We start from the raw sequence: 19,566 nt of genomic DNA on the forward strand, positions 1-19,566 counted from the left end.
CGGACGCGCGCATGTCGAAAAAGGGAAATGCCCGTTGCGGGGCGACGCCGGGGGTCCGGGCGCGGCGACCCGGCCGCTATTCGAGCGCGCGGTCGCTGCCGGTGAGGAGTCCGGGGAGGTGCGGCGGCGCGGCCTTGCGCGGCTTGTCGCAGGCCGTCGAACTGCGCCGCGTCGGCGCGTTGGTCGCGGGGCGGCGAACGCTGTCGCTCGCCTCGGCCTTGGTCGAGCTTTCGGCGAGCAGCACGAGCGACCCCATCGCCGCCGGCATGGCAGGCGCGGCAACCGCCCGGTCGGCACCCGCCAGTCCGGTCAGCAAAGCCAGCAGGGTCAGCAAAAACCGCAAGAATCGCCCCTCGTTTTCGTGACGGAGCGGAAATTATTGCGCCCCGTTCGCTGAACATAGGGTGAAAGGGGGATGACGTCTAGGGGTGAGCGGAGTGCCCGCTTTGGGTGGGGAGCTGCCAGTCGTTTTCGGTTATGCAGAGCGAGGTCCGCGATCCGGTCGGGGCAAGATCTGTGGATACTCTCCAAAGGTCAGGAAAGGTCAGCCTTATGCGGCCGCCGAACTGCCGCTCCGGTCGGACATGCCACAGTCGGCTCCTGCCCGCGCCCACAGGCCTGACAGCCATCGCTTTTGTCCGCATATTGAAAGAGCCGGGATGAAGGCTGGCACAGCCGGGTCATGTAGGACAGCGTTTTTTTGCGCAGCGGGTGTCCGGCTTGGGGTGGGGATCTGCCATAAAGCCCTCTCCCCTTCAGGGGAGAGGGTTGGGAGAGGGGGACCATCCAAACCCCTCTCAACTGCGGCTAGGCAGCAAGCTGCCAAGCCTTCGTGTCTCTCCCCTGAAGGGGAGAGAGCCCGAAATGCCAACGTCCGCAACCGGTCGAAACCGGCCATCATCTCAGCTCAGGATTCAACGCCCGCACCTCCTGCAAAAAACTCTTCGGCTTCTTGAACAACCTGCTCCTGCGATTGACCTTCAGCCCCGCGACCTCGGCCAGCTCCATCACGAAATGGACGCAGTTGCGCCTGTTCAGGCTGTAGCTCGGCTGCTTGCGGTCGCGCCATTCGGCGACCTTCGCCAAAATCCGCGCATAGGTCGCGTCGTCGACGACGACGTCGAACTGGCGGTCGCTCTTGGCGATATAATCGGGCTTCGACGATTCGACCTTGCCCTTCACCGATCCGAACAGGATCGCCGGGCTCACCGACACAGCGGTAAAGCCGTAATTGGCGTCGACCGCCGCGCCCGTCGCGTCGAGTGTGCCCTTCATCACGATGAAGGCGTGCGGAAAGCGGTCGCCGAAATCATGGCTGTAGAAGCTGACCGTCACCGCGGCCTGCGCCGACGCAAAACAGAACAGCAACAGCGAGGCGAGCATCAGGGGAAAGCGCAGCATCGCCAAGCTGATACCGGCCGCACCGCCGCCCGCCAAGTCGCGATTGCCGCTTGACGATCACGTCAACTTCGCATCTTGTGCAATTGACATGAATGTAAGGAGGGAGCGGATGGCGCGGAAGGCGATTTTCATCACCGGCGGGGGTTCGGGCATCGGCCGCGCGGTCGCGCGCCATTTTGCCGGTCAGGGCTGGTTCGTCGGCATCGCCGATGTCAACGCGCAGGGGATCGACGAAACCGCGGCGCTGCTTCCCGACGGCGCCGCGTCGCGGCACGTCATGGACGTGCGCGACCGCGACCAGTGGAAAGCCGCGCTCGACGCATTCGCGCGCGCCAGCGGCGGCCGCCTCGACGTGCTGTTCAACAACGCCGGCATCGGATCGGGGGGCCAGTTCATCGACATGGCGCCCGAAGAGGCGGACCGGCTGATCGCGATCAATTTCGGCGGCGTCGTCAACGGCATCTATATGGCGCTGCCTTTGCTGCGCGCGACGCCGGGATCGGCCATCCTCAACACGGGATCGGCGTCGGGATTCTATGGCGTCGGCGGGCTCGCGGTCTATTCGGCGACCAAATTCGCGGTGCGCGGGCTCACCGAAGCGCTCGAAATCGAGTTCGCCAAGCACGGCATCAAGGTTCGCTCGCTGATGCCCGGCTTCATCGACACGCCCTTGCTCGATCAGGTCAGCGCCGACAGCAACGAACCCGCACGCAGCCGACTGGCAGCCAGCGGGTTCGAGATTTCGCCCGTCGAGGATGTCGCGCGCGCGGCGTGGGACGCCGTCCACGGCGACCGGGTGCATGTGCCCGTCGGCAAGATGGCCCGCCGCCTCGCCCGCCTCGCCCGCTGGTTCCCCGGCCTGATCGCGCGCCAGTCGAAGAAGGTCGACGGGCTGGGCGCCGCAGGGGATTGACAGGCGGTGGCTTGGGGTTGGGGGCTGTCACAGCCCTCTCCCCGTCAGGGCAGAGGGTTGGAAGAGGGGGCTGACGCGGTTCAGGCCCTTCTCGACTGCGGCTGGCCGGACAGGCCGGCAAGCCGCGTATCGCGCGCCTGAAGGGGAGATTGCCGATCCCCAAACGTCCGCTTCCGGCGGAAAACCGTCATTCGCGCAGTCCTCGCAGCGCCGCACCCGCCGCAAACGGACCGATCACCGTCAGCAGCAGGCTCGTCGCCGCAAGCAGCTTGATCGCGCCGCGTCCCGACGGGTCGAGCATCCCGGCGCCAAAGATCAGCAGCGGCACCGCGAGCGGGAGTATGAGCAGCCCGCCGACCGCGCTCCCGCCCTTGTGACCGGCGGTCAGCGCGGCGCTCAGCACCGCAAGCGACGCGAGCGCCGGAACCGCGAGGGCAATCCCCATCGCAAGCGTTTCGACGCGCGCGGCGTCCTGCGCGAGCAGGGCGGAGGCGGGCAGGAGCGCGACGAGCAGCGGTATGCCAAAGGCGATCGCGTGCGCGACAATCTTCACGGCTGCGACCAGCTCATCGGCGAAGCCGCGGACCGCGAGCTGATCAAGCACGCCCGCGTCGCGGTCGGGCCGCACCAGCCGGTCGATCGGCAGCAGCGCGGCGAGCAGCGCGGCCACCCAGACCATTCCGCCGCCCGCACGGCGCAGCAGCGGCGCGTCGGGGCCAACCGCAAAGGGAAAGGCGGTCGCGACGAGCAGGAAGAAGAGCACCGGCAGCCACAGCGCCCCGCTGCCCCACGCGCGGCGCAGGTCGCGCCAGAAGAGGGCGATAAGTGCGGTCATGCGCGATCCCGGTCACGACGAGGAGCGTGGCGACGCGGCAATCTCCGGCCATCGATGCCGCGCAATGCTTCGGGCTGGAGATTGCGTCGCTGCGCTGACGGGGGGTGATTCATGCCAACACCCCCATAACCAGCTCGTCCAGATCGGGAATCGCCAGCGCGAAATGCGACGCCAGCAACACCGCGCCGCCGTTCGCGCGGTGCGTCGCAATCGCCGCCACCAGCCGCGCGGTCGCGGCCTGGTCCATCCCGTTCGCGGGTTCGTCGAGCAGCCAGATCGGCGCGCCGCTGGCGATCACCCGCACCATCGCCGCGCGCCTTCGCTGCCCCGTCGAAAGCATCGCCACCGGCACGTCGGCCAGGGTGTTCAGCGCCATCATGTCCATCGCCCGGTCGACGGCATGACCGTCGACCGTATCGACCCGCGCCCAGAAATCGAGCGCGCGGCGCAGCGGCAGTTCGGAATCGAGCGCCGCCGCCTCGTCGATCAGCGCGATCCGCCCGCGGCGCACGACCCTTCCCGCGGCGGGACGCAGCAGCCCGGCGGCGAGACGGATCAGGCTCGATTTGCCCGCGCCGTTCGGCCCGCGCACCCAGAGCGCATCGCCGCGGTTCAGAGCGAGCGACAGCTCCTCAAAGACCAGCCGGTCGCCGCGGATGCACGCGACGCCGTCGAGCGCCAGCAGAACCGTCACGCCATATCCTCAAGCGCGTGCATATCGTCGTCGGAAAAGCCGAAATGATGGCCGATCTCGTGGATCAGCACATGGCGCACCAGCCAGTCGAGCCGTTCGCCGCCCTCGATCCATTCGACCAGGATGGGGATGCGGTACAGCGTCACCCGGTCGGGCATCCCACCGCTTTCGCCGATGCTGCGTTCGGTGAGCGGGCGCCCTTCGTAGAGTCCGGTGAGGTCATAGGGATGTTCGATGCCCAGCGAGGCCAGCACCTCGTCGTCAGCGAACTCCTCGATCGAAATCACGACGCCCTCGATATGCGGTCTGAACACGTCGGGCATGGTTTCCAGCGCCGCTTCGGCCATCGCGAACAGCGCATCGGCGTCGGGGGCGGCGCCGGTCCATCCGGCTGACAGGCTAGAGCGCGATGACATGATATTGACCCACCGTGACGGAGACGATTTTGGCCGAGTGCGAGGCGCGAGGAGCGGCGCGATGCGAGATATCGCGCCCGACGAGCAACGTGGCAATCGGCCAGAATCGACCCGCCCCGGAAGGGTTGCCCCCTGAAGCCCGCCGGACAGCGGCGCGTCTCTGGTCCGGGCAACCAGCCCGTCCTGCGAGACGCTTCTTGCCGACGAACTTCAGGGGGCAATCACGGTGGGTCAATATCATGTCATCGCGCTCTAGACTTGTCGCTCATCGCGCCCTTTCTTATGGCGACCGCACGGCATTGACCAGCGGGAGAAAAACCATGGTGCAGAAACTCGACGATGCGCAGCGCAGCGCGCTGCTCGCCCGCTTCCCCCAATGGACGCACGACCCGGTGCGCGATGCGATCACGCGGCAGTTCCGGTTCGACGATTTCGCGCAGGCCTTCGGCTTCATGGCGAGCGTCGCGATCGTCGCCGAAAAGCTGGACCATCATCCCGAATGGTCGAACGTCTATAACCGCGTCGACGTGCTGCTGACGACGCACGATGCCAACGGACTTTCGGAGCGCGACGCGAAGCTCGCGGAGGCGATCGAGGCGCTGCTCTGAGCCTCGATCAGAGGATTTCGCGCACCTTGTCCTGCGGTCGGCACAGCCGCACGCCCTTTTCGGTTTCGACGAAGGGGCGCTCGACATAGGCGGGATTCGCCGCCATCGCCGCGATGATCGTATCGGCGTCGGCATCGGGCAGGCCGCGCTCGGCGGCATCGGTGCCGCGCAGGCGCAGCGCGTCGCGCGGCGCCAGCCCGGCGTCGGCGAAAAGCTGGCGCAGCTTCGCCGCTTCATAGGGATTTTTGAGATATTCGATCACCGTCAGCTCGACGTCCGGCGTCGCATCAAGGATCGCCAGAGTGTTGCGCGAGGTGCCGCAGGCGGGGTTGTGCCAGATGGTCGCTTTCATGCGCGTGCGTCCTAACGCCGCCTTACCGCAGCGTAAACCCGCTATTCATGGCATATATGGCACATTTGCCCGCATGAAGGGGAACCACCAGCTTGCCTTTCGACGCGGAAACACGATTTATGCAAAGTCGAGGGACCGCCAAAGGGCGGCCGATGCGGGGTTGCTGTCAAAGTGAATGAATTGATCGATCGCAGGGCATTGCTGGCCGGGCTCGCGGGTGCGGGCGCGGTGGCCGCCATTCCTGCGCGGGCGCAGCTTCCGAACTGGGTCCGGCAGCCGGTGACGCCGCCGCCGGTCGATTATCTGGCCGTAGCGAAGAAGCAGCTTGCGATGCAGGCGCGCAACATCCCGCAGACCGACCGCGTCGGTGTCGTCGATTTCGGCCTGCCGTCGTCGCGCCCGCGCTTTGCGCTGGTCGACATGGTCGCGGGCACGGTCGACCTGTTCCCGGTAACGCACGGCCGCGGCTCGGACCCGCAGCACGACGGCTGGCTCAAGAGCTTCTCGAACCGCGTCGGCAGCCTCGCGACCTCACGCGGGGCGTATCGCACCAGCGATTATTATTGGGGCGCCAACGGGTCGTCGATGCGGCTTGCGGGGCTGGAACCCGACAACAGCAACGCCGACGTTCGCGCGATCGTCGTCCATGGCGCCTGGTACGCCGACCCGGCGCTGATCGCGACGCAGGGCAAGCTGGGGCGCAGCGAGGGCTGTTTCGTGTTCGGCGAAGAATTGCTGCCGATGATCCTCTACAAGCTCGGCCCCGGACGCCTGCTCTTCGCCGACCGGCTGAGCGCGCCGCCACCGCTGCCCGCGCCGTTCGACCTGCCCGCCGACCCGCTGCCGGGGATGGAAAATCTGCGCCGCGCAAGCAGCGTGAACGGGCCGCTGCCGACGACGGCAGACTGACGAACTGACGACGAGCCGCAATGGCGGTCGGTCGGCAGCAGCGGCGAAAGACCAGCACCGCATTGTCTCACTTCGGTCGAAACCAGTCCCGCGCTATTCCCCGACCCCGCACGACACCGTTCCGCTGCCGACATTGCGCACCGCGCAAACGGGTCGCCCCAGCACCACCGTCCGTCCGATGCCGCGCGCGGTGATCGCCGCGCTTTTGACCGCGCGCAGCCGGTGATCGCCCGCACCTTCGCTGTCGCTGATCAATTCGTCGACCGCCAGCGCGCCCGCATCGACCATGCCGGCACCCGACAGCGTCATCCGCGCATTTCTGGCCTTGCCGCCCAGCGTCATCGTACCGTTGCCGATCATCGCGACCTGTAACCGGTCGGCGTCGATCGCCGCAACGGTCAGCCGCCCCGGCCCGCGCAGCCCGACCATCGCGCGCTGCCCCGCCAGCCGGTCGATCGCCAGCGATCCCGCGCCCGCCAGCGTCGCGCTCCGCAGATTGGCCGCGTTGACGCGAACGATCACCGGCCCGCGCGGACGCCCGCGCTTTTCGTCGCCGGCAAACTGCCGCTCGCTGATCACCAGCCGCCCATCGCGCGCCTCGACGCTCAGCCGGTCGAGCGCGTCCTGCGGCCCCGTCGCGACCGCACTGACGGGCGCGCGGTTCGCGACCTCAACCGTCACATCGGCCTGGACCTCGATCGTCTCGAAGCTGGTGAGGCCATAGCGTTTCTCGGCGCCCGATGCGGGCGCGGCGAGAAACAGGGTGCTTGCCGCCAATGCGGCCCAATGCGGCAGGCTGGTCATGGCGCCATCCTACCGCGTCGGGCGGGGCGGCGCCATAGCCGCGTCATCCTCGCGTCATTTGCAGATCGCGTCGCCCGACCCCAGCGCGCGCGTCGAACATTTGGCGCCACCGCCGATCGTCGCATCGCCCGACCCCAGGATCGAAATGTCGGCGCTCTCGCTCGCGCGCGCGTCGACGTCGCCCGATCCGGCGATCGACACGTCGAGCGTCGAGGCCGCCAGATCGCTCGCCGCGATGCTGCCCGATCCCGTCACGTCGTAATTGCCCGCGCCGATCGTGCCGCCGCCCACCTCCAGATCGCCCGATCCGGTGATCGTCAGCTTGGCGCGCTTGCCGTTCATCGCCGCAACCCTGAGGTCGCCCGAGCCCGTCACCACCGCCTCGACCGCGTCGCCCTCGATCGCATCGGCGTCGATCGCGCCCGAACCCGTCAGGCGCACCGCGCGGAGCGCGGGCATCACGACCGTCACCTCGACCGTCTGATCCCCGTCGAACCGAAGCATCGAGTCTTTCCGGCCGATCGACAGCATGTCGCCGTCGAGTTCGATTTCCAACTCGTCGATCACCGCCTGCGGTCCGCGCGCGACGATCGAGAAAGCGTCGCCGCGGCGGATCGTCACATCATCGGGGCCCGTGACCTTGACGCCGGTAAAGCCGGTCAGATCGAAGCCCCGCGATTTCGTCGGCCCCGCCTCGACCGTGCGTTTGCCATCCTTGCTCTCGCCCGTCACCCCGGCGCCACACGCCGTCACGGACATCGCAAGCATCAGCGGCAGCGCCGCCATCGTCCAGTTTCGCATCGAGAATCTCCTTTGTGTATTATATTAATAACACACATCCTGTCCGCCTGTCCAGAGGCGCCGCCATCTTGTCGCCACCTTCGTGCGCCAGAGCGCGCCGCATGAAAGACCGCTTTGAACGCCACAAGCAGCCGTGGACCGCGGCGGAGATCGACAAGCTGCACACGCTCGCGAAAAAGGGCATGGCGATGAAAGCGATCGCCAGGGCGCTGACGCGCAGCGAGGAATCGGTCAAGCAACGCGCCAAGGCCGATGGGCTGGCGATCGCAAAGCTGCACTGACGCCTGCGTGGCAGTATTCGATTATGACGCCATCGTGCTGGGTGCCGGCGCGGCCGGGCTGATGTGCGCCGCGGTCGCGGGGCAGCGGGGGCGGCGCGTCCTGCTGCTCGATCACGCCGACGAGGTGGGCAAGAAAATCCTGATTTCGGGCGGCGGTCGCTGCAATTTCACCAACATCTACACGCGCCCCGAAACCTATATTTCGGCGAACCCGCATTTCGCGAAGTCGGCGCTCGCGCGCTACGCCCCCGCCGACTTCATCGCGCTCGTCGAGCGCCATGGCATCGCATATCATGAAAAGACGCTCGGCCAGTTGTTCTGCGATGGATCGGCGAAGCAGGTCGTGGCGATGCTGCTCGACGAATGCGCAAGGGGCGGCGTCGACGTCCGCTGCGGGCAGCCGGTGCGTCAGGTTACCCACGCCGACGGTCGGTTCGCTGTCCGCTTCGGCGACCTGGACTTCGCCGCCCCCAATCTTGTCATTGCGACAGGCGGGCCTTCGATCCCGAAGATGGGCGCGTCCGGTTTCGCTTATGATCTCGCCCGCCAATTCGGCCTCAAGGTCGTCGAGCCGCGCCCTGCGCTCGTCCCGCTGACGCTTGGCGGCGACGATGTGCTGTTCCGCGAGTTGTCGGGCGTTGCGACGCCGGTCGAGGCGCGCGCGGGCAAGGCGGCGTTTCGCGAAGCCGCGCTCTTCACGCACAAGGGGCTTTCCGGTCCGGCAATCCTTCAGGTCAGCAGCTATTGGCGCCACGGCGAACCGGTGACGATCGACTTTTTGCCCGATGCCGCGCCGGGCTGGCTGCTCGGAGCGAAGCGCGCGCGCCCGCGCGCGACGCTCGCTTCGGCGCTCGCGCTCCCCGACCGCCTTGCGCAGACGCTCGCCGACCGCCTTGCGCTCCCCGGCGAACTCGGCGCCCAGACCGACCGCAAGCTCGCCGACGCCGAAGCGCGCCTCAAACGCTGGACTTTCCGCCCCAACGGCACCGAAGGCTTCGCAAAGGCCGAGGTCACCGCCGGCGGCATTTCGACCGCAAACCTGTCCTCGCAAACAATGATGGCCAAATGCGTGCCGGGACTGTATGCGGTCGGCGAAGCCGTGGACGTCACCGGGTGGCTGGGCGGCTATAATTTTCAATGGGCCTGGGCCAGCGGACACGCGGCGGGCCAGGCCCTTTAGGAAAACCGACCTACTCATTCTCGTCATGCCGGACTTGATCCGGCATCCATACGCCGATGCTGCACCCCTGGCGGTGGACCCCGGATCAAGTCCGGGGTGACGAATAAACGGCGATGCAGCGCCGCACAGGATAAGAAGAACCACAATGCCTTTCGAACATCTTTCGCCCGTTCTTGCGGACGCCCTCGCCGCGCGCGGCTATGAAGCGCTCACCCCCGTCCAGTTGCAGGTCACTGAGGCCGAAGCCAAGGGCCGCGACCTGCTCGTCTCGGCGCAGACCGGCTCGGGCAAGACCGTCGCCTTCGGGCTGGCGATGGCCGACGAGCTGATCGAGGACGGCCGCCTGCCCTTCGCCACCTCGCCGCTTGCGCTGATCGTCGCGCCGACGCGCGAACTCGCATTGCAGGTCAGCCGCGAGCTCGGCTGGCTCTATGCCAGGGCCGGGGCGCGCATCGCGACCTGCGTCGGCGGCATGGACGCCAGCAAGGAACGCCGCGCGCTGAACCAGGGCGTGCAGATCGTCGTCGGTACGCCGGGCCGACTGCGCGACCATCTCGAGCGCGGGGCGCTCGACCTTGCCGCGCTGCGCGTCGCGGTGCTCGACGAGGCCGACGAAATGCTCGACATGGGCTTTCGCGACGATCTGGAGGAAATCCTCGACGCGACCCCCGAAACGCGCCGCACGCTCCTGTTTTCGGCAACGATCCCCAAACCGATCGTCCAGCTGGCCAAGCGTTACCAGCGCGATGCGCTGCGCATCTCGACCGTCGGCGAAGACCGCGGTCATGGCGACATCGCCTATCAGGCGGTGACGGTCGCCCCCGCCGACATCGAGGGCGCGGTGGTCAACCTGCTCCGCCTGCACGATGCCGAAACGGCGATGCTGTTCTGCGCGACGCGCGACAATGTTCGCCGTCTGCACGCCAGCCTTGTCGAGCGCGGGTTCGCCGCCGTGGCGCTCTCGGGCGAGCATAGCCAGAATGAACGAAATCAGGCGTTGCAGGCGCTGCGTGATCGCCGCGCCAAGGTCTGCGTTGCGACCGACGTCGCCGCGCGCGGCATCGATCTGCCGACGCTCAGCCTGGTCATCCACGTCGAAATCCCGCGCGATGCCGAAGCGCTCCAGCACCGGTCGGGCCGCACTGGCCGCGCGGGCAAAAAGGGCACCGCGGTGATCATCGTCCCCTATCCGCGCCGCCGCCGCGTCGACGGGATGCTGCGCGGCGCGCGGATCAACGCCGAATGGATGGACGCGCCGACCGCAGCCGACGTCCGGCAAAAGGATCAGGAACGGCTGATCGAAAAGCTGCTGGCCCCCGTCGAGCACGAGCCCGAAGATCTGGCGCTGGCGCAGCGGCTGATGGCCGAGCGCACGCCCGAAGACATCGCCGCATCGCTCGTCCGCGCGCACCGCGCGCTGATGCCGCCGCCCGAGGATCTGCTCGACAACGGGCCGCGCGGCCGTGATGCCACGGGCCGTCCCGAGCGCGGCGAGCGTTTTGAGCGGCCGGAACGCGGCGGCGACCGCCGCGAGGGGTTCGAGGACGCCGTCTGGTTCCGCCTGAACATCGGCCGCCACCAGAATGCCGATCCGCGCTGGATCCTGCCTTTGCTGTGTCGCCGCGGCCATGTAAGCAAGAATGAGATCGGCGCGATCCGCATCGGGCCGAAGGAAACGATGTTCAACATCCCGCGCGCGATCGCCGACCGTTTTGCCGAAGCCGTGGTGCGCACCGCGAACCAGGATGGCGAGGACGACAGCGGGGTCGCGATCACCCCCGCGCCCGATGGGCCGACCTGGCCGCCGCGCCGCGACAAGGGCTCGGGCGACCGGGCGCCGCGCAGCACGCTCGGTCGGGCGCCCGGCGGCGAGCGTTCGGGTCCGCGCGGGCCGCGTGGTCCGGCCGGACCGGGCGGCAACGAACGCTACAAGCCCAAGCCCTACGGCCAGCGCAGCCCGCGCCGTCCGGCGAAGTAACACGATAAGCCCCTCCCCTGAAGGGGAGGGGCCGTGAGACTTGGTCCGGCGCAGCCGGGCCTTTAGTCGAGCGGGGTGGGGGCCATCGGCCTTGCGCAACCTCGACAGCCCCCACCCCAACCCCTCCCCTGAAGGGGAGGGGCTTTTATCGCACGACCCTTGCACCCTTATCTCTGCCGCCCCAGATGGACCGGAGAGCAGGAATGCGCGCCATGAAAGCCATCGAAGCCTTTATCGAAAAGCAGGGCGGGCCGGAGGTCATCGACTGGCGCGACGTCGCGCTCGGCGACCCCGGCCCTGGTCAGGTGCTGGTCCGCCAGACCGCAGTGGGCCTCAACTATATCGACATTTATCACCGCGACGGCACCTATCCTGTCACGCTGCCCGGCGGGCTGGGGATGGAGGCGGCGGGCGAGGTCGTGGCGGTCGGTAGCGACGTCCACGGGTTCAGGCCCGGCGACCGCGTCGCGACCTTTGGCCCCGAACGCGGCGCCTATGCCAGCGCACGCATCGTTCAGGCGCCGTCGTTGTTCAAGCTCCCCGCCGCCATCGACGACGAAACGGCGGCGGCCGCGCTGCTGAAAGCCTGCACCGTCGAAGCGCTTGTCGAACGCTGCGCGCGGGTCGAGGCCGGCTGGACGGTCCTCGTCCACGCCGCCGCGGGCGGCGTCGGGCTGATCCTCGTCCAATGGCTGAAGGCGATCGGCGCGACGGTCATCGGCACCGTCAGCACCGAAGCGAAGGAACAGGCCGCGCGCGCAGCCGGCGCCGATCATGTCATCCGCTACAAGACCGACGATGTCGCGGGGCACGTCCGCGAGATCACCGACGGTCAGGGCGTTCCGGTCACCTTCGACGGCATCGGCATGGCGACATGGGCGACGTCGCTGAAGGCCACGGCGCGCCGCGGGCTGATCGTCAGCTATGGCAATGCCGGCGGCCCGGTAACCGGCGTCAACCTGGGCATCCTCGCGCAGCACGGCTCGCAGTTCGTCACGCGCCCGACCTTGTTCGATTATTACCACCTCCCCGGCGAGCGCGCCGCGGGCGTGGCGCGCGTGTTCGAGATGATCGAAAGCGGCGCGGTGGCGGTCAGCATCGGCCAGCGCTATTCGCTACAGGATGCGGCGAGGGCGCACGCCGATCTGGAGGCCGGGCGGACAACGGGGTCGAGTCTGCTGATTCCCTGACAAACCGTGACCCCCGCGAAGGCGGGGGCCGCCGGAGGTTTACGCAGCGAGGAAGATCAATGCCGACAGCGGCCCCCGCCTTCGCGGGGGCGACGGCTACGCCTTCAACCGCTCGGCGTGCCACGCGACATGCTCGGCCATGAAGGTCGAGATGAAAAAATAGCTGTGGTCATATCCCGGCTGCATCCGGATCGCGGCCTTCTGCCCGTTCCGCTCGCAGGCTTCGACGAGCAGGTCGGTCCTGAGCTGTTCAGCCAGGAAAGTGTCCGCATCGCCCTGATCGACGAGCAGGTCGGGCAGGCGAAGCCCGTCGTCGAGCAATGCGCAGGCGTCATAGGCGCGCCACGCCTCGCGGTCGTCGCCGAGATAGTGACCGAACGCCTTTTCGCCCCACGGGCAGCGGATCGGCGCAACGATCGGCGAAAAAGCCGACACCGAGCGGAAGCGATCCGGATTGCGGAGGCCAATGGTCAAAGCGCCATGCCCGCCCATCGAATGCCCCGTGATCGCCTGTCGCGTCAGGTCGGCGCTCGCGAAATTGCGCAGCACCAGCGAAGGCAATTCGTCCTCGATATAGGACCGCATCCGGTAATGCTTCGCCCACGGCTCGACGGTCGCATCGACATAAAAGCCCGCGCCCAGCCCGAAATCCCAGGCCCCGTCGGGATCGTCGGGCACATCTTCGCCGCGTGGGGATGTGTCGGGCGCGACAAAGATCACGCCATGCTCGGCGCAGGCGGCGCGATATTCGCCCTTTTCCATCACATTGGCGTGGGTGCAGGTCAGCCCCGACAGATACCAGAGCACCGGCAGCTTGGTCCCCGGCGCGTGGTCGGGCACGAACAGCGCAAAGGTCATGTCGGTGCCGGTCGTCGTGCTGGCGTGGCTGTACACGCCCTGGGTGCCGCCATGGCTGCGGATGGTGGAGAGGGTTTCGAGGGTCATGCGCTTTCCTGAACGGGAATGGGGGCGATCACCGGATCATGCCCCCAATGACGCAGCAGGTCGAGGATCGATCCGCCCGAAAGCCCCAGCGTGCCCGTGTTGCGGAGCGGGTGGACGTTGACGATGGGCGCCGCCGCCAGTCGCGCGTCAATCACCACTGTGATGCTGCCCGGCGCCGCATTGATCGCCGCCAGCGGCGTCACTGATCCCGGCGCGATGCCGAGCAGTTGCTCCATGGCGTCGGCTTTGCCGAAGCTCACCCGCTTGCTGCCGATCGCGGCGGGCAACGCCTTCAAATCGACGCGCGCTTCGGACGGCACGGTGACGAGCCAGAAGGCGCCGCCACTGTCCTTCAGGAACAGATTTTTCGTATGCGCACCGGGAATCGCGGCGTTCACCGCATCGCTCTCGGCGACGGTGAACACCGCCTCATGCTCATGCGCGGCGAAGGGGATGGCAAGCGCATCAAGGTCCGCCAGCAATCCCGCCTCGCCGCGCACGAACGATCCTCAGGCGACGCGATGCAGCGCGCAGAGCTTGTTGCCCGACGGATCGCGCAGATAGGCAAGGTAGAGCTGGCCGAAGCCGCCTTCGCGGATGCCCGGTGGATCCTCGATGGCGGTGCCGCCATTTTCGACCCCCGCCTTGTGCCAGGCATCGGCCTGTTCGGGCGTGTCCATCGCGAAACCGACGGTGCAGCCATTGCCCGGGGTCGCCGGCTGGCCGTCGATCGGCGCGGTGACGAGGAACAGCCCACCCTTGTGCATATAGATCAGGCGTCCCTTGTCGTCGACGATGCCGGGCTTGCCGCCGATCGCCTGAAAGGTCGCGTCATAGAATCTTTTCGATGCCTCCAGGTCGTTCGATCCGACCATATTGTGACTGTACACGGCTTTCCCTCCTCCTGATATTCTGGTTGCGATTCGCTACCTACGCTGCCCTACCTTCCCGCCGGTGTCGAGCGAAGTCGGGACGCGAGCGGCCTTTGAGGGCTTCCTGCTGACCCTAGCGAAACACGACGGTCTTGCGTCCGTCGATCAGCACGCGCTGTTCGGCGACCCAGCGCACCGCTCGCGCGAGCACCTGCGCCTCGACATCGCGGCCGATGCGGATCAGGTCGTCCACGCCGTCGCGATGATCGACGCGCTCGACCGCCTGTTCGATGATCGGCCCCTCGTCGAGGTCGCTGGTCACGAAATGCGCCGTCGCGCCGATCAGCTTGACCCCGCGCTCGTGCGCGCGGTGATAGGGCCGCGCGCCCTTGAAACCCGGCAGGAAGCTGTGATGGATATTGATGCAGCGGCCCGCAAGCCGCGCCGAAAGATCTTCCGACAACACCTGCATGTAGCGGGCGAGCACCAGATATTCGGCGCCGCCGCGCGCCATGACATCGAGGATCGCCGACTCCTGTTCGGCGCGGTTCGCATCGCTCACCGGCAGGTAATGAAAGGGCACGCCATGCCATTCGGTCAGGCGGCGCAGATGTTCATGGTTCGACACCACGCCGACGATGTCGATGGCAAGATTGCCCGTCGACCAGCGGTGGAGCAGGTCGTTCAGACAGTGGCTGCCCTGCGACACCGCGATGACGAAGCGCGGTTTGGCGGCGCGGTCGCTGATCCTTGCGTCCATCTGAAAACGACGGGCGATGGGCGCAAAGGCGTCCTGCACCCCGGCGAGGTTGCCCGGAAAGCGCGACCCTTCGCCGCGAAACTCAACGCGCATGAAAAAGCGGCCCGAATCGAGGTCGGCATATTGCTGGCTGTCGAGAATGAAGCCGTCGCGGTCCGCGAGCAGCCCCGTCACCGCGGCGACGATGCCCACCGCATCGGCACAGCTGAAGGTCAGCACATAAGCGGGCCCGTTCCCCCCGGTCATGTCAGCCCGAAATCTTGTGGGTGGCGCAAAGCTTGTTGCCCGCCGGATCGCGCAGATAGGCGAGATAGACGACCCGCCCTTCGGTCGCATGGCGGATGCCCGGCGGATCTTCGGTCGTGGTCCCGCCGTTGGCAACCCCCGCCGCGTGCCATGCGTCGACCGCATCGGTCGACGGCGCGAGGAACCCCAGCGTATGCCCGTTGCCGCACTCCGCCTTGTCGCCATTGACCGGATGCGTGACGATCAGCCGCCCGCCCGCGTGCATGTAGACCAGGCGCCCGCGCTCGTCGATCACGCCCTCTGCCGCGCCGAGGACGCCCAGGATCGCATCGTAAAACCTCTTGCTCGCTGCGATGTCGTTCGACCCCAGCGCCACATGGCTGAACATGGAAAGCCTTTCCTTCAGTATACGACGACCGACCGGATGCTCTCTCCCGCGTGCATCAGGTCGAAGCCCTTGTTGATCTCTTCGAGGCCCATGACATGGGTGATCATCGGGTCGATCTCGATCTTGCCGGTCATATACATGTCGACGATCTTCGGCACATCGGTGCGCCCCTTGGCGCCGCCGAACGCGGTGCCGCGCCAGTTGCGCCCGGTGACGAGCTGGAACGGCCGCGTCGCGATCTCCTTGCCCGCCTCGGCGACGCCGATGATGATCGAGGTGCCCCAGCCGCGGTGGCAGGCTTCCAATGCGATGCGCATCACCTCGGTATTGCCCGTGGCGTCGAAGGTGTAATCGGCGCCGCCGTCGGTCATCGCGACGATTGCCGCGACGACATCCTCGCGGCTCATGCCCTTCGAGTTGAGGAACTCGGTCATTCCGAACTTGCGGCCCCATTCCTCGCGCGCCGGATTGATGTCGACGCCGATGATCTTGTTCGCCCCGGCAAGCCGCGCGCCCTGAATGACGTTGAGACCGATACCCCCCAAACCGAACACAACGACATTGTCGCCGACCTGCACCTTCGCGGTGTTGATGACCGCGCCGACCCCGGTGGTGACGCCGCAACCGATGTAGCAGGCGGGCTGAAAGGGCGCGTCCTCGCGGATCTTCGCGACCGCGATTTCGGGAAGCACGGTGAAGTTGGAGAAGGTCGAGCAGCCCATATAATGAAAGATCGGCTGGCCCTTGTAGCTGAAGCGCGTCGTGCCGTCGGGCATCAGCCCCTTGCCCTGCGTCGCACGGATCGCGGTGCAGAGGTTGGTCTTGCCCGAAAGGCAGCTTTTGCACTGGCGGCATTCGGGGGTGTAGAGCGGGATCACATGATCGCCGGGCACCACGCTCGTCACGCCCGCGCCGACCTCGCGCACCACGCCCGCGCCCTCATGCCCCAGCACGCTCGGGAAGATGCCCTCGCTGTCGAACCCGTCAAGCGTGTAAGCATCCGTATGGCAGATGCCGGTCGCCATGATCTCGACCAGCACCTCACCCGCCTTCGGACCTTCGAGGTCGAGTTCGACGATTTCCAGCGGCTTCTTCGCTTCAAACGCAACGGCGGCGCGGGTCTTCATGGGGCGTCTCCTTTCGGGCGCTCCAATCAGGCAAATGGTGCGGCAATGCAAGCATGTGATCCTTCCTTTGACGGCAAGGCATGGAAAGAAGCGATAGTCAGCACACGTCGATGCGCCAGGCCGGCGCCGCGCGCCAGGTCATCAGTATCCGTCCCGGCCGCTTGCCCGGCCGCCCCGTCGACACGAAGCCGACGCGGCGCAGCAGCGCGCGCGAGCGCTCGTTGTCGGGGTGGCATTCGGCGACGATCGCACAATCGGACTGCGCCGCGGCGAGCGCGGCGACGACCGCGCGCACCGCCTCGGTCGCGATGCCTTTGCCGCGCACCCGCGCCGCGAACCAGTAACCGATCTCATATTCGTGACCGACGCGGCGATGCACGCCGACGACACCATAAAGTTCCAGCCCGCGTGGATCGCGCACCGCGTGGAACACGTCGCCGCCGCCCGACCGCGCGATCAGCGCGCGGGCGTCGGCCTCGGTGAAGGGCGCGGGCAGGAAATGGACGCGCGACGTCACCGTCTCGTCGGTGATCGCGGTCAGTGCGCGCGCATCGTCGGCGGTCAGCGGCGCGATGCGGCAATGGTCGGTCGACAGGGAAAGCAGGGTGTCGGTCATGTCGCGTCTTCTTCTCAAAAGCGCGCGCCGTAACCGGGGGGTCAGTGCTATGGTGATGTGCTGACAACCATTCGCCTTCCGGACACGGCGGCGATGGTCACAGGTGATGCCATGCCGCTCCTATGTAAAGGAGCGCCAATACGCCTTGAATCGGGTGGATCGGTCGTTGGTCATCGCGGGCGGCTGTATCAGCCGTTCGCCGCGCGATCAAGCGCCAGGGCGTCGGCGATGGTCGGGGGGCGAAGGATCATTCGGCGAACGGCGCCACTATCGCGTCGGTCACGCGCAGCGGCCGGCCGCTCGCCTTGTCGAGCAGCGCCCATACCGTCCGCGCACGGACATGAACCTTCCCGTCCTGTCCGGTAAACTCCATGAAGCGGTCGAACCTGGCGCCCTGCGGCTTGTCGGCGACCCACGTCCGCGCGATCACCGTTTCGCCGGGGCCGAGCGCGCGCAGATAGTCGATCTCGTGCCGCACGACGACCCAGATATAGGCTTGCTTGTGGCTTTCGGGTGCGACGGCGTCCCAATGCCCTGTCGCGACCTGCTGAATCCACTGGACCCAGACGGCATTGTTGACGTGCCCCAGCTCGTCGATGCTCTCGGCGGTGGCGGTGAGGGGGAGAGAGAAATCTTTCATGCTGGCGACATAGCTCCAACCATGCCGCAACAAAAGACATCGCCATTGCGAGCGGAGCGAAGCAATCTCCGGCCATCGCGATCGCGCTGGCCCGATGGCTTTAGATTGCCGCGTCGGCTCCTCGCAATGACGACGGAACGGAGGCTAAGCCAGCTCGACCGTCGTCACCATATAGCCCGCGTCGCGCAGAGCGGTGACGAGGCTGTCGAGATGCTCGCGGTCGCGCGCTTCGCATTCGATGTCGGTGATCAGCCCTTTCGCGGGGAGCGTCGTGAAGATGCGCTGGTGATAGATTTCGATGATGTTGACCTGTTTCTCGTCGAACAGCTTCATCACCTTGAACAGCGCGCCGGGGCGGTCCTGCAAGCGGATGCGCAGCCGCGCGATGCGGCCCGATCGCGCAAGGTCGCGCAGCAGCACGTTCGCGAGGAGGCGCGTGTCGATATTGCCGCCGGTGAGCACCAGTCCGACCTTGCGCCCGGCGAACTCGTCGGGGTGCGCGAGCATCGCCGCGAGGCCCGCGGCGCCCGCGCCCTCGACGACCGTTTTTTCGATCTGGAGCAACAGGCTCACCGCGCGCTCCAGATGCCGTTCGGCGACGAGCACGATGTCGTCGTTGAGCTCGGCGACGAGCTTGCGCGTATAGCTCCCCGGTTCCTTGACCGCGATGCCCTCGGCCAGCGTATCGCCCTCGCACGCCATGTCGACGCCGTTCAGCTCGGCGTACATCGAGGGATAAAGCTCGGCCTGCACGCCGACGAGGCGCATGTCGTTCTTGATCCCGCGCGCCGCGGTGCCCATGCCCGCGAGCAGCCCGCCGCCGCCGATCGGCACGATCAGCGTGTCGAGTTCAGGCACATCCTCAAGCATTTCGAGCGCCACCGTCCCCTGCCCCGCCGCGACGTGCGGATGGTCGAAGGGGTGGACAAAGGTAAGCCCGCGTTCCTCTTCCAGCTCGCGCGCATGGGCATAGGCGTCGTCGAACTTTTCGCCGTGCAGCACGATCGTCGCGCCGTGGCCCGCGGTCTGCGACACCTTCACCTGCGGCGTCGTGCTGGGCATCACGATGGTGACGGGCACGCCCAGCCTTTTGCCGTGATAGGCCAGCCCCTGCGCATGATTGCCCGCCGACGCCGCGATCACGCCGCGCGCCCTGGCTTCTTCGCTGAGCAGCAGCAGCGCGTTCAATGCCCCGCGTTCCTTGTAGGCCGCGGTGAATTGCAGATTCTCGAACTTCAGCCACACCTCGGCGCCGACCAGCTCGGACAGCGTCTGCGAATGGAGCGTCGGCGTGCGCACCACCGCGCCGTTAATTCGCCCCGCCGCCGCGCGCACATCGTCCAATGTGATCGCCGGAAAATCGGCCGCGGAGGTCAGGGTAAGGTGATCGGTCATAGCGTTGCGGCCCTAACGGCAAGGGTAGCGAAGGGAAAGGCCTTCTTGCGCCCTCCCCTTCAGGGGAGGGCAGCGAAACTTGGTAGCTTGCTGCCTAGGGTCAGGACCCATTAATTCCCCGTTCGAGGCGTCGAAATGGCGAAGATATCGGGCCTTGGCGGGTGCGGCGGGTAGCATCGCTACCCGCAAGGCCGCGAAGGTCCGAGATTGAAGCC

Annotated in this window: 25 protein-coding genes; 7 read left to right on the forward strand and 18 right to left on the reverse strand. The window is 67.0% G+C overall.

Annotated elements, in window-relative coordinates; genetic code table 11:
• Positions 1-76: 76 nt before the first annotated feature.
• Positions 77-343 (reverse strand): hypothetical protein, encoded by a 267-nt coding sequence (locus SALA_RS09240; RefSeq protein WP_011542108.1) that lies wholly within the window; start codon positions 341-343, stop codon positions 77-79.
• A gap of 554 nt (positions 344-897) precedes the next feature.
• Positions 898-1,401, reverse strand: coding sequence for a hypothetical protein (locus tag SALA_RS09245; RefSeq protein WP_011542109.1), 504 nt, complete (start codon positions 1,399-1,401; stop codon positions 898-900).
• Between the two features lie 109 nt (positions 1,402-1,510).
• On the opposite strand from SALA_RS09245, the gene SALA_RS09250 reads away from it, so the two are divergent.
• Positions 1,511-2,314: an SDR family oxidoreductase gene (locus SALA_RS09250; RefSeq protein WP_011542110.1), complete on the forward strand. Its 804-nt coding sequence runs from the start codon at positions 1,511-1,513 to the stop codon at positions 2,312-2,314.
• A 187-nt stretch (positions 2,315-2,501) separates the two neighbouring features.
• On the opposite strand, the gene SALA_RS09255 is transcribed toward SALA_RS09250, so the two are convergent.
• From SALA_RS09255 to SALA_RS17650, 4 genes are all read right to left on the reverse strand, one after another.
• Positions 2,502-3,149 (reverse strand): heme exporter protein CcmB, encoded by a 648-nt coding sequence (locus SALA_RS09255; RefSeq protein ID WP_011542111.1) that lies wholly within the window; start codon positions 3,147-3,149, stop codon positions 2,502-2,504.
• Between the two features lie 109 nt (positions 3,150-3,258).
• Complete coding sequence (gene ccmA, locus SALA_RS09260; RefSeq protein WP_011542112.1) at positions 3,259-3,843, reverse strand: heme ABC exporter ATP-binding protein CcmA; 585 nt, start codon at positions 3,841-3,843, stop codon at positions 3,259-3,261.
• Complete coding sequence (locus tag SALA_RS09265; RefSeq protein WP_011542113.1) at positions 3,840-4,259, reverse strand: metallopeptidase family protein; 420 nt, start codon at positions 4,257-4,259, stop codon at positions 3,840-3,842. The genes ccmA and SALA_RS09265 overlap by 4 nt, the downstream gene beginning before the upstream one ends.
• Positions 4,243-4,500, reverse strand: a complete 258-nt coding sequence (locus SALA_RS17650) for a hypothetical protein (RefSeq protein ID WP_084764711.1) — start codon at positions 4,498-4,500, stop codon at positions 4,243-4,245. Before SALA_RS17650 ends, SALA_RS09265 begins: the two co-directional genes overlap by 17 nt.
• A 79-nt stretch (positions 4,501-4,579) precedes the next feature.
• Here SALA_RS17650 and SALA_RS09270 point away from each other — a divergent pair, with 79 nt between their 5' ends.
• The gene (locus SALA_RS09270) at positions 4,580-4,867 is read left to right on the forward strand and encodes a 4a-hydroxytetrahydrobiopterin dehydratase (protein ID WP_041383221.1); all 288 of its coding nucleotides are present in this window, start codon (positions 4,580-4,582) and stop codon (positions 4,865-4,867) included.
• Positions 4,868-4,874: 7 nt separating this feature from the next.
• Here the strand turns inward: SALA_RS09270 and SALA_RS09275 are convergent, their stop codons facing one another.
• Entirely contained in the window at positions 4,875-5,219 is a 345-nt protein-coding gene (locus SALA_RS09275; RefSeq protein WP_011542116.1) for an arsenate reductase family protein, read from the reverse strand.
• A gap of 171 nt (positions 5,220-5,390) precedes the next feature.
• On the opposite strand from SALA_RS09275, the gene SALA_RS09280 reads away from it, so the two are divergent.
• The gene (locus SALA_RS09280) at positions 5,391-6,128 is read left to right on the forward strand and encodes a murein L,D-transpeptidase catalytic domain family protein (RefSeq protein WP_011542117.1); all 738 of its coding nucleotides are present in this window, start codon (positions 5,391-5,393) and stop codon (positions 6,126-6,128) included.
• Positions 6,129-6,221: 93 nt separating this feature from the next.
• Here the strand turns inward: SALA_RS09280 and SALA_RS09285 are convergent, their stop codons facing one another.
• A complete protein-coding gene (locus tag SALA_RS09285; RefSeq protein ID WP_011542118.1) occupies positions 6,222-6,932 on the reverse strand; it encodes a head GIN domain-containing protein in 711 nt (236 codons plus the stop codon).
• A 54-nt stretch (positions 6,933-6,986) separates the two neighbouring features.
• Entirely contained in the window at positions 6,987-7,733 is a 747-nt protein-coding gene (locus SALA_RS09290; protein WP_011542119.1) for a head GIN domain-containing protein, read from the reverse strand.
• A 101-nt stretch (positions 7,734-7,834) separates the two neighbouring features.
• On the opposite strand from SALA_RS09290, the gene SALA_RS09295 reads away from it, so the two are divergent.
• From SALA_RS09295 to SALA_RS09310, 4 genes are all read left to right on the forward strand, one after another.
• Positions 7,835-8,014 carry a hypothetical protein gene (locus SALA_RS09295; RefSeq protein WP_011542120.1) on the forward strand — a complete coding sequence of 60 codons (180 nt, stop codon included), beginning with the start codon at positions 7,835-7,837 and terminating at the stop codon, positions 8,012-8,014.
• Positions 7,986-9,194, forward strand: coding sequence for an NAD(P)/FAD-dependent oxidoreductase (locus tag SALA_RS09300; RefSeq protein ID WP_011542121.1), 1,209 nt, complete (start codon positions 7,986-7,988; stop codon positions 9,192-9,194). Before SALA_RS09295 ends, SALA_RS09300 begins: the two co-directional genes overlap by 29 nt.
• A 145-nt stretch (positions 9,195-9,339) precedes the next feature.
• Positions 9,340-11,172 (forward strand): DEAD/DEAH box helicase, encoded by a 1,833-nt coding sequence (locus SALA_RS09305; protein ID WP_011542122.1) that lies wholly within the window; start codon positions 9,340-9,342, stop codon positions 11,170-11,172.
• A gap of 212 nt (positions 11,173-11,384) precedes the next feature.
• A complete protein-coding gene (locus tag SALA_RS09310; RefSeq protein ID WP_041383963.1) occupies positions 11,385-12,362 on the forward strand; it encodes a quinone oxidoreductase family protein in 978 nt (325 codons plus the stop codon).
• A gap of 96 nt (positions 12,363-12,458) precedes the next feature.
• Here the strand turns inward: SALA_RS09310 and fghA are convergent, their stop codons facing one another.
• The 9 genes from fghA to SALA_RS09355 form a co-directional block, all read right to left on the reverse strand.
• Positions 12,459-13,307 (reverse strand): S-formylglutathione hydrolase, encoded by an 849-nt coding sequence (fghA, locus tag SALA_RS09315; RefSeq protein WP_011542124.1) that lies wholly within the window; start codon positions 13,305-13,307, stop codon positions 12,459-12,461.
• Entirely contained in the window at positions 13,304-13,807 is a 504-nt protein-coding gene (locus tag SALA_RS09320) for a prolyl-tRNA synthetase associated domain-containing protein (protein WP_011542125.1), read from the reverse strand. The genes fghA and SALA_RS09320 overlap by 4 nt, the downstream gene beginning before the upstream one ends.
• A 9-nt stretch (positions 13,808-13,816) precedes the next feature.
• Positions 13,817-14,197, reverse strand: a complete 381-nt coding sequence (locus tag SALA_RS09325; protein WP_011542126.1) for a VOC family protein — start codon at positions 14,195-14,197, stop codon at positions 13,817-13,819.
• Positions 14,198-14,312: 115 nt separating this feature from the next.
• Positions 14,313-15,185 (reverse strand): formyltetrahydrofolate deformylase, encoded by an 873-nt coding sequence (gene purU / locus SALA_RS09330; RefSeq protein ID WP_011542127.1) that lies wholly within the window; start codon positions 15,183-15,185, stop codon positions 14,313-14,315.
• A 1-nt stretch (position 15,186) separates the two neighbouring features.
• Complete coding sequence (locus SALA_RS09335; protein ID WP_011542128.1) at positions 15,187-15,573, reverse strand: VOC family protein; 387 nt, start codon at positions 15,571-15,573, stop codon at positions 15,187-15,189.
• A 14-nt stretch (positions 15,574-15,587) separates the two neighbouring features.
• Entirely contained in the window at positions 15,588-16,700 is a 1,113-nt protein-coding gene (locus SALA_RS09340; protein WP_011542129.1) for an S-(hydroxymethyl)glutathione dehydrogenase/class III alcohol dehydrogenase, read from the reverse strand.
• Positions 16,701-16,797: 97 nt separating this feature from the next.
• On the reverse strand, positions 16,798-17,316 hold the full coding sequence (locus tag SALA_RS09345) for a GNAT family N-acetyltransferase (protein ID WP_011542130.1): 519 nt from the start codon (positions 17,314-17,316) through the stop codon (positions 16,798-16,800).
• 247 nt (positions 17,317-17,563) lie between these two features.
• Positions 17,564-17,956, reverse strand: a complete 393-nt coding sequence (locus tag SALA_RS09350) for an acyl-CoA thioesterase (RefSeq protein WP_011542131.1) — start codon at positions 17,954-17,956, stop codon at positions 17,564-17,566.
• Positions 17,957-18,100: 144 nt separating this feature from the next.
• Positions 18,101-19,351 carry a threonine ammonia-lyase gene (locus SALA_RS09355; protein ID WP_011542132.1) on the reverse strand — a complete coding sequence of 417 codons (1,251 nt, stop codon included), beginning with the start codon at positions 19,349-19,351 and terminating at the stop codon, positions 18,101-18,103.
• Between the last annotated feature and the right edge of the window lie 215 nt (positions 19,352-19,566).

The sequence above is a fragment of the Sphingopyxis alaskensis RB2256 genome, from assembly GCF_000013985.1.
Lineage (GTDB): Bacteria > Pseudomonadota > Alphaproteobacteria > Sphingomonadales > Sphingomonadaceae > Sphingopyxis > Sphingopyxis alaskensis.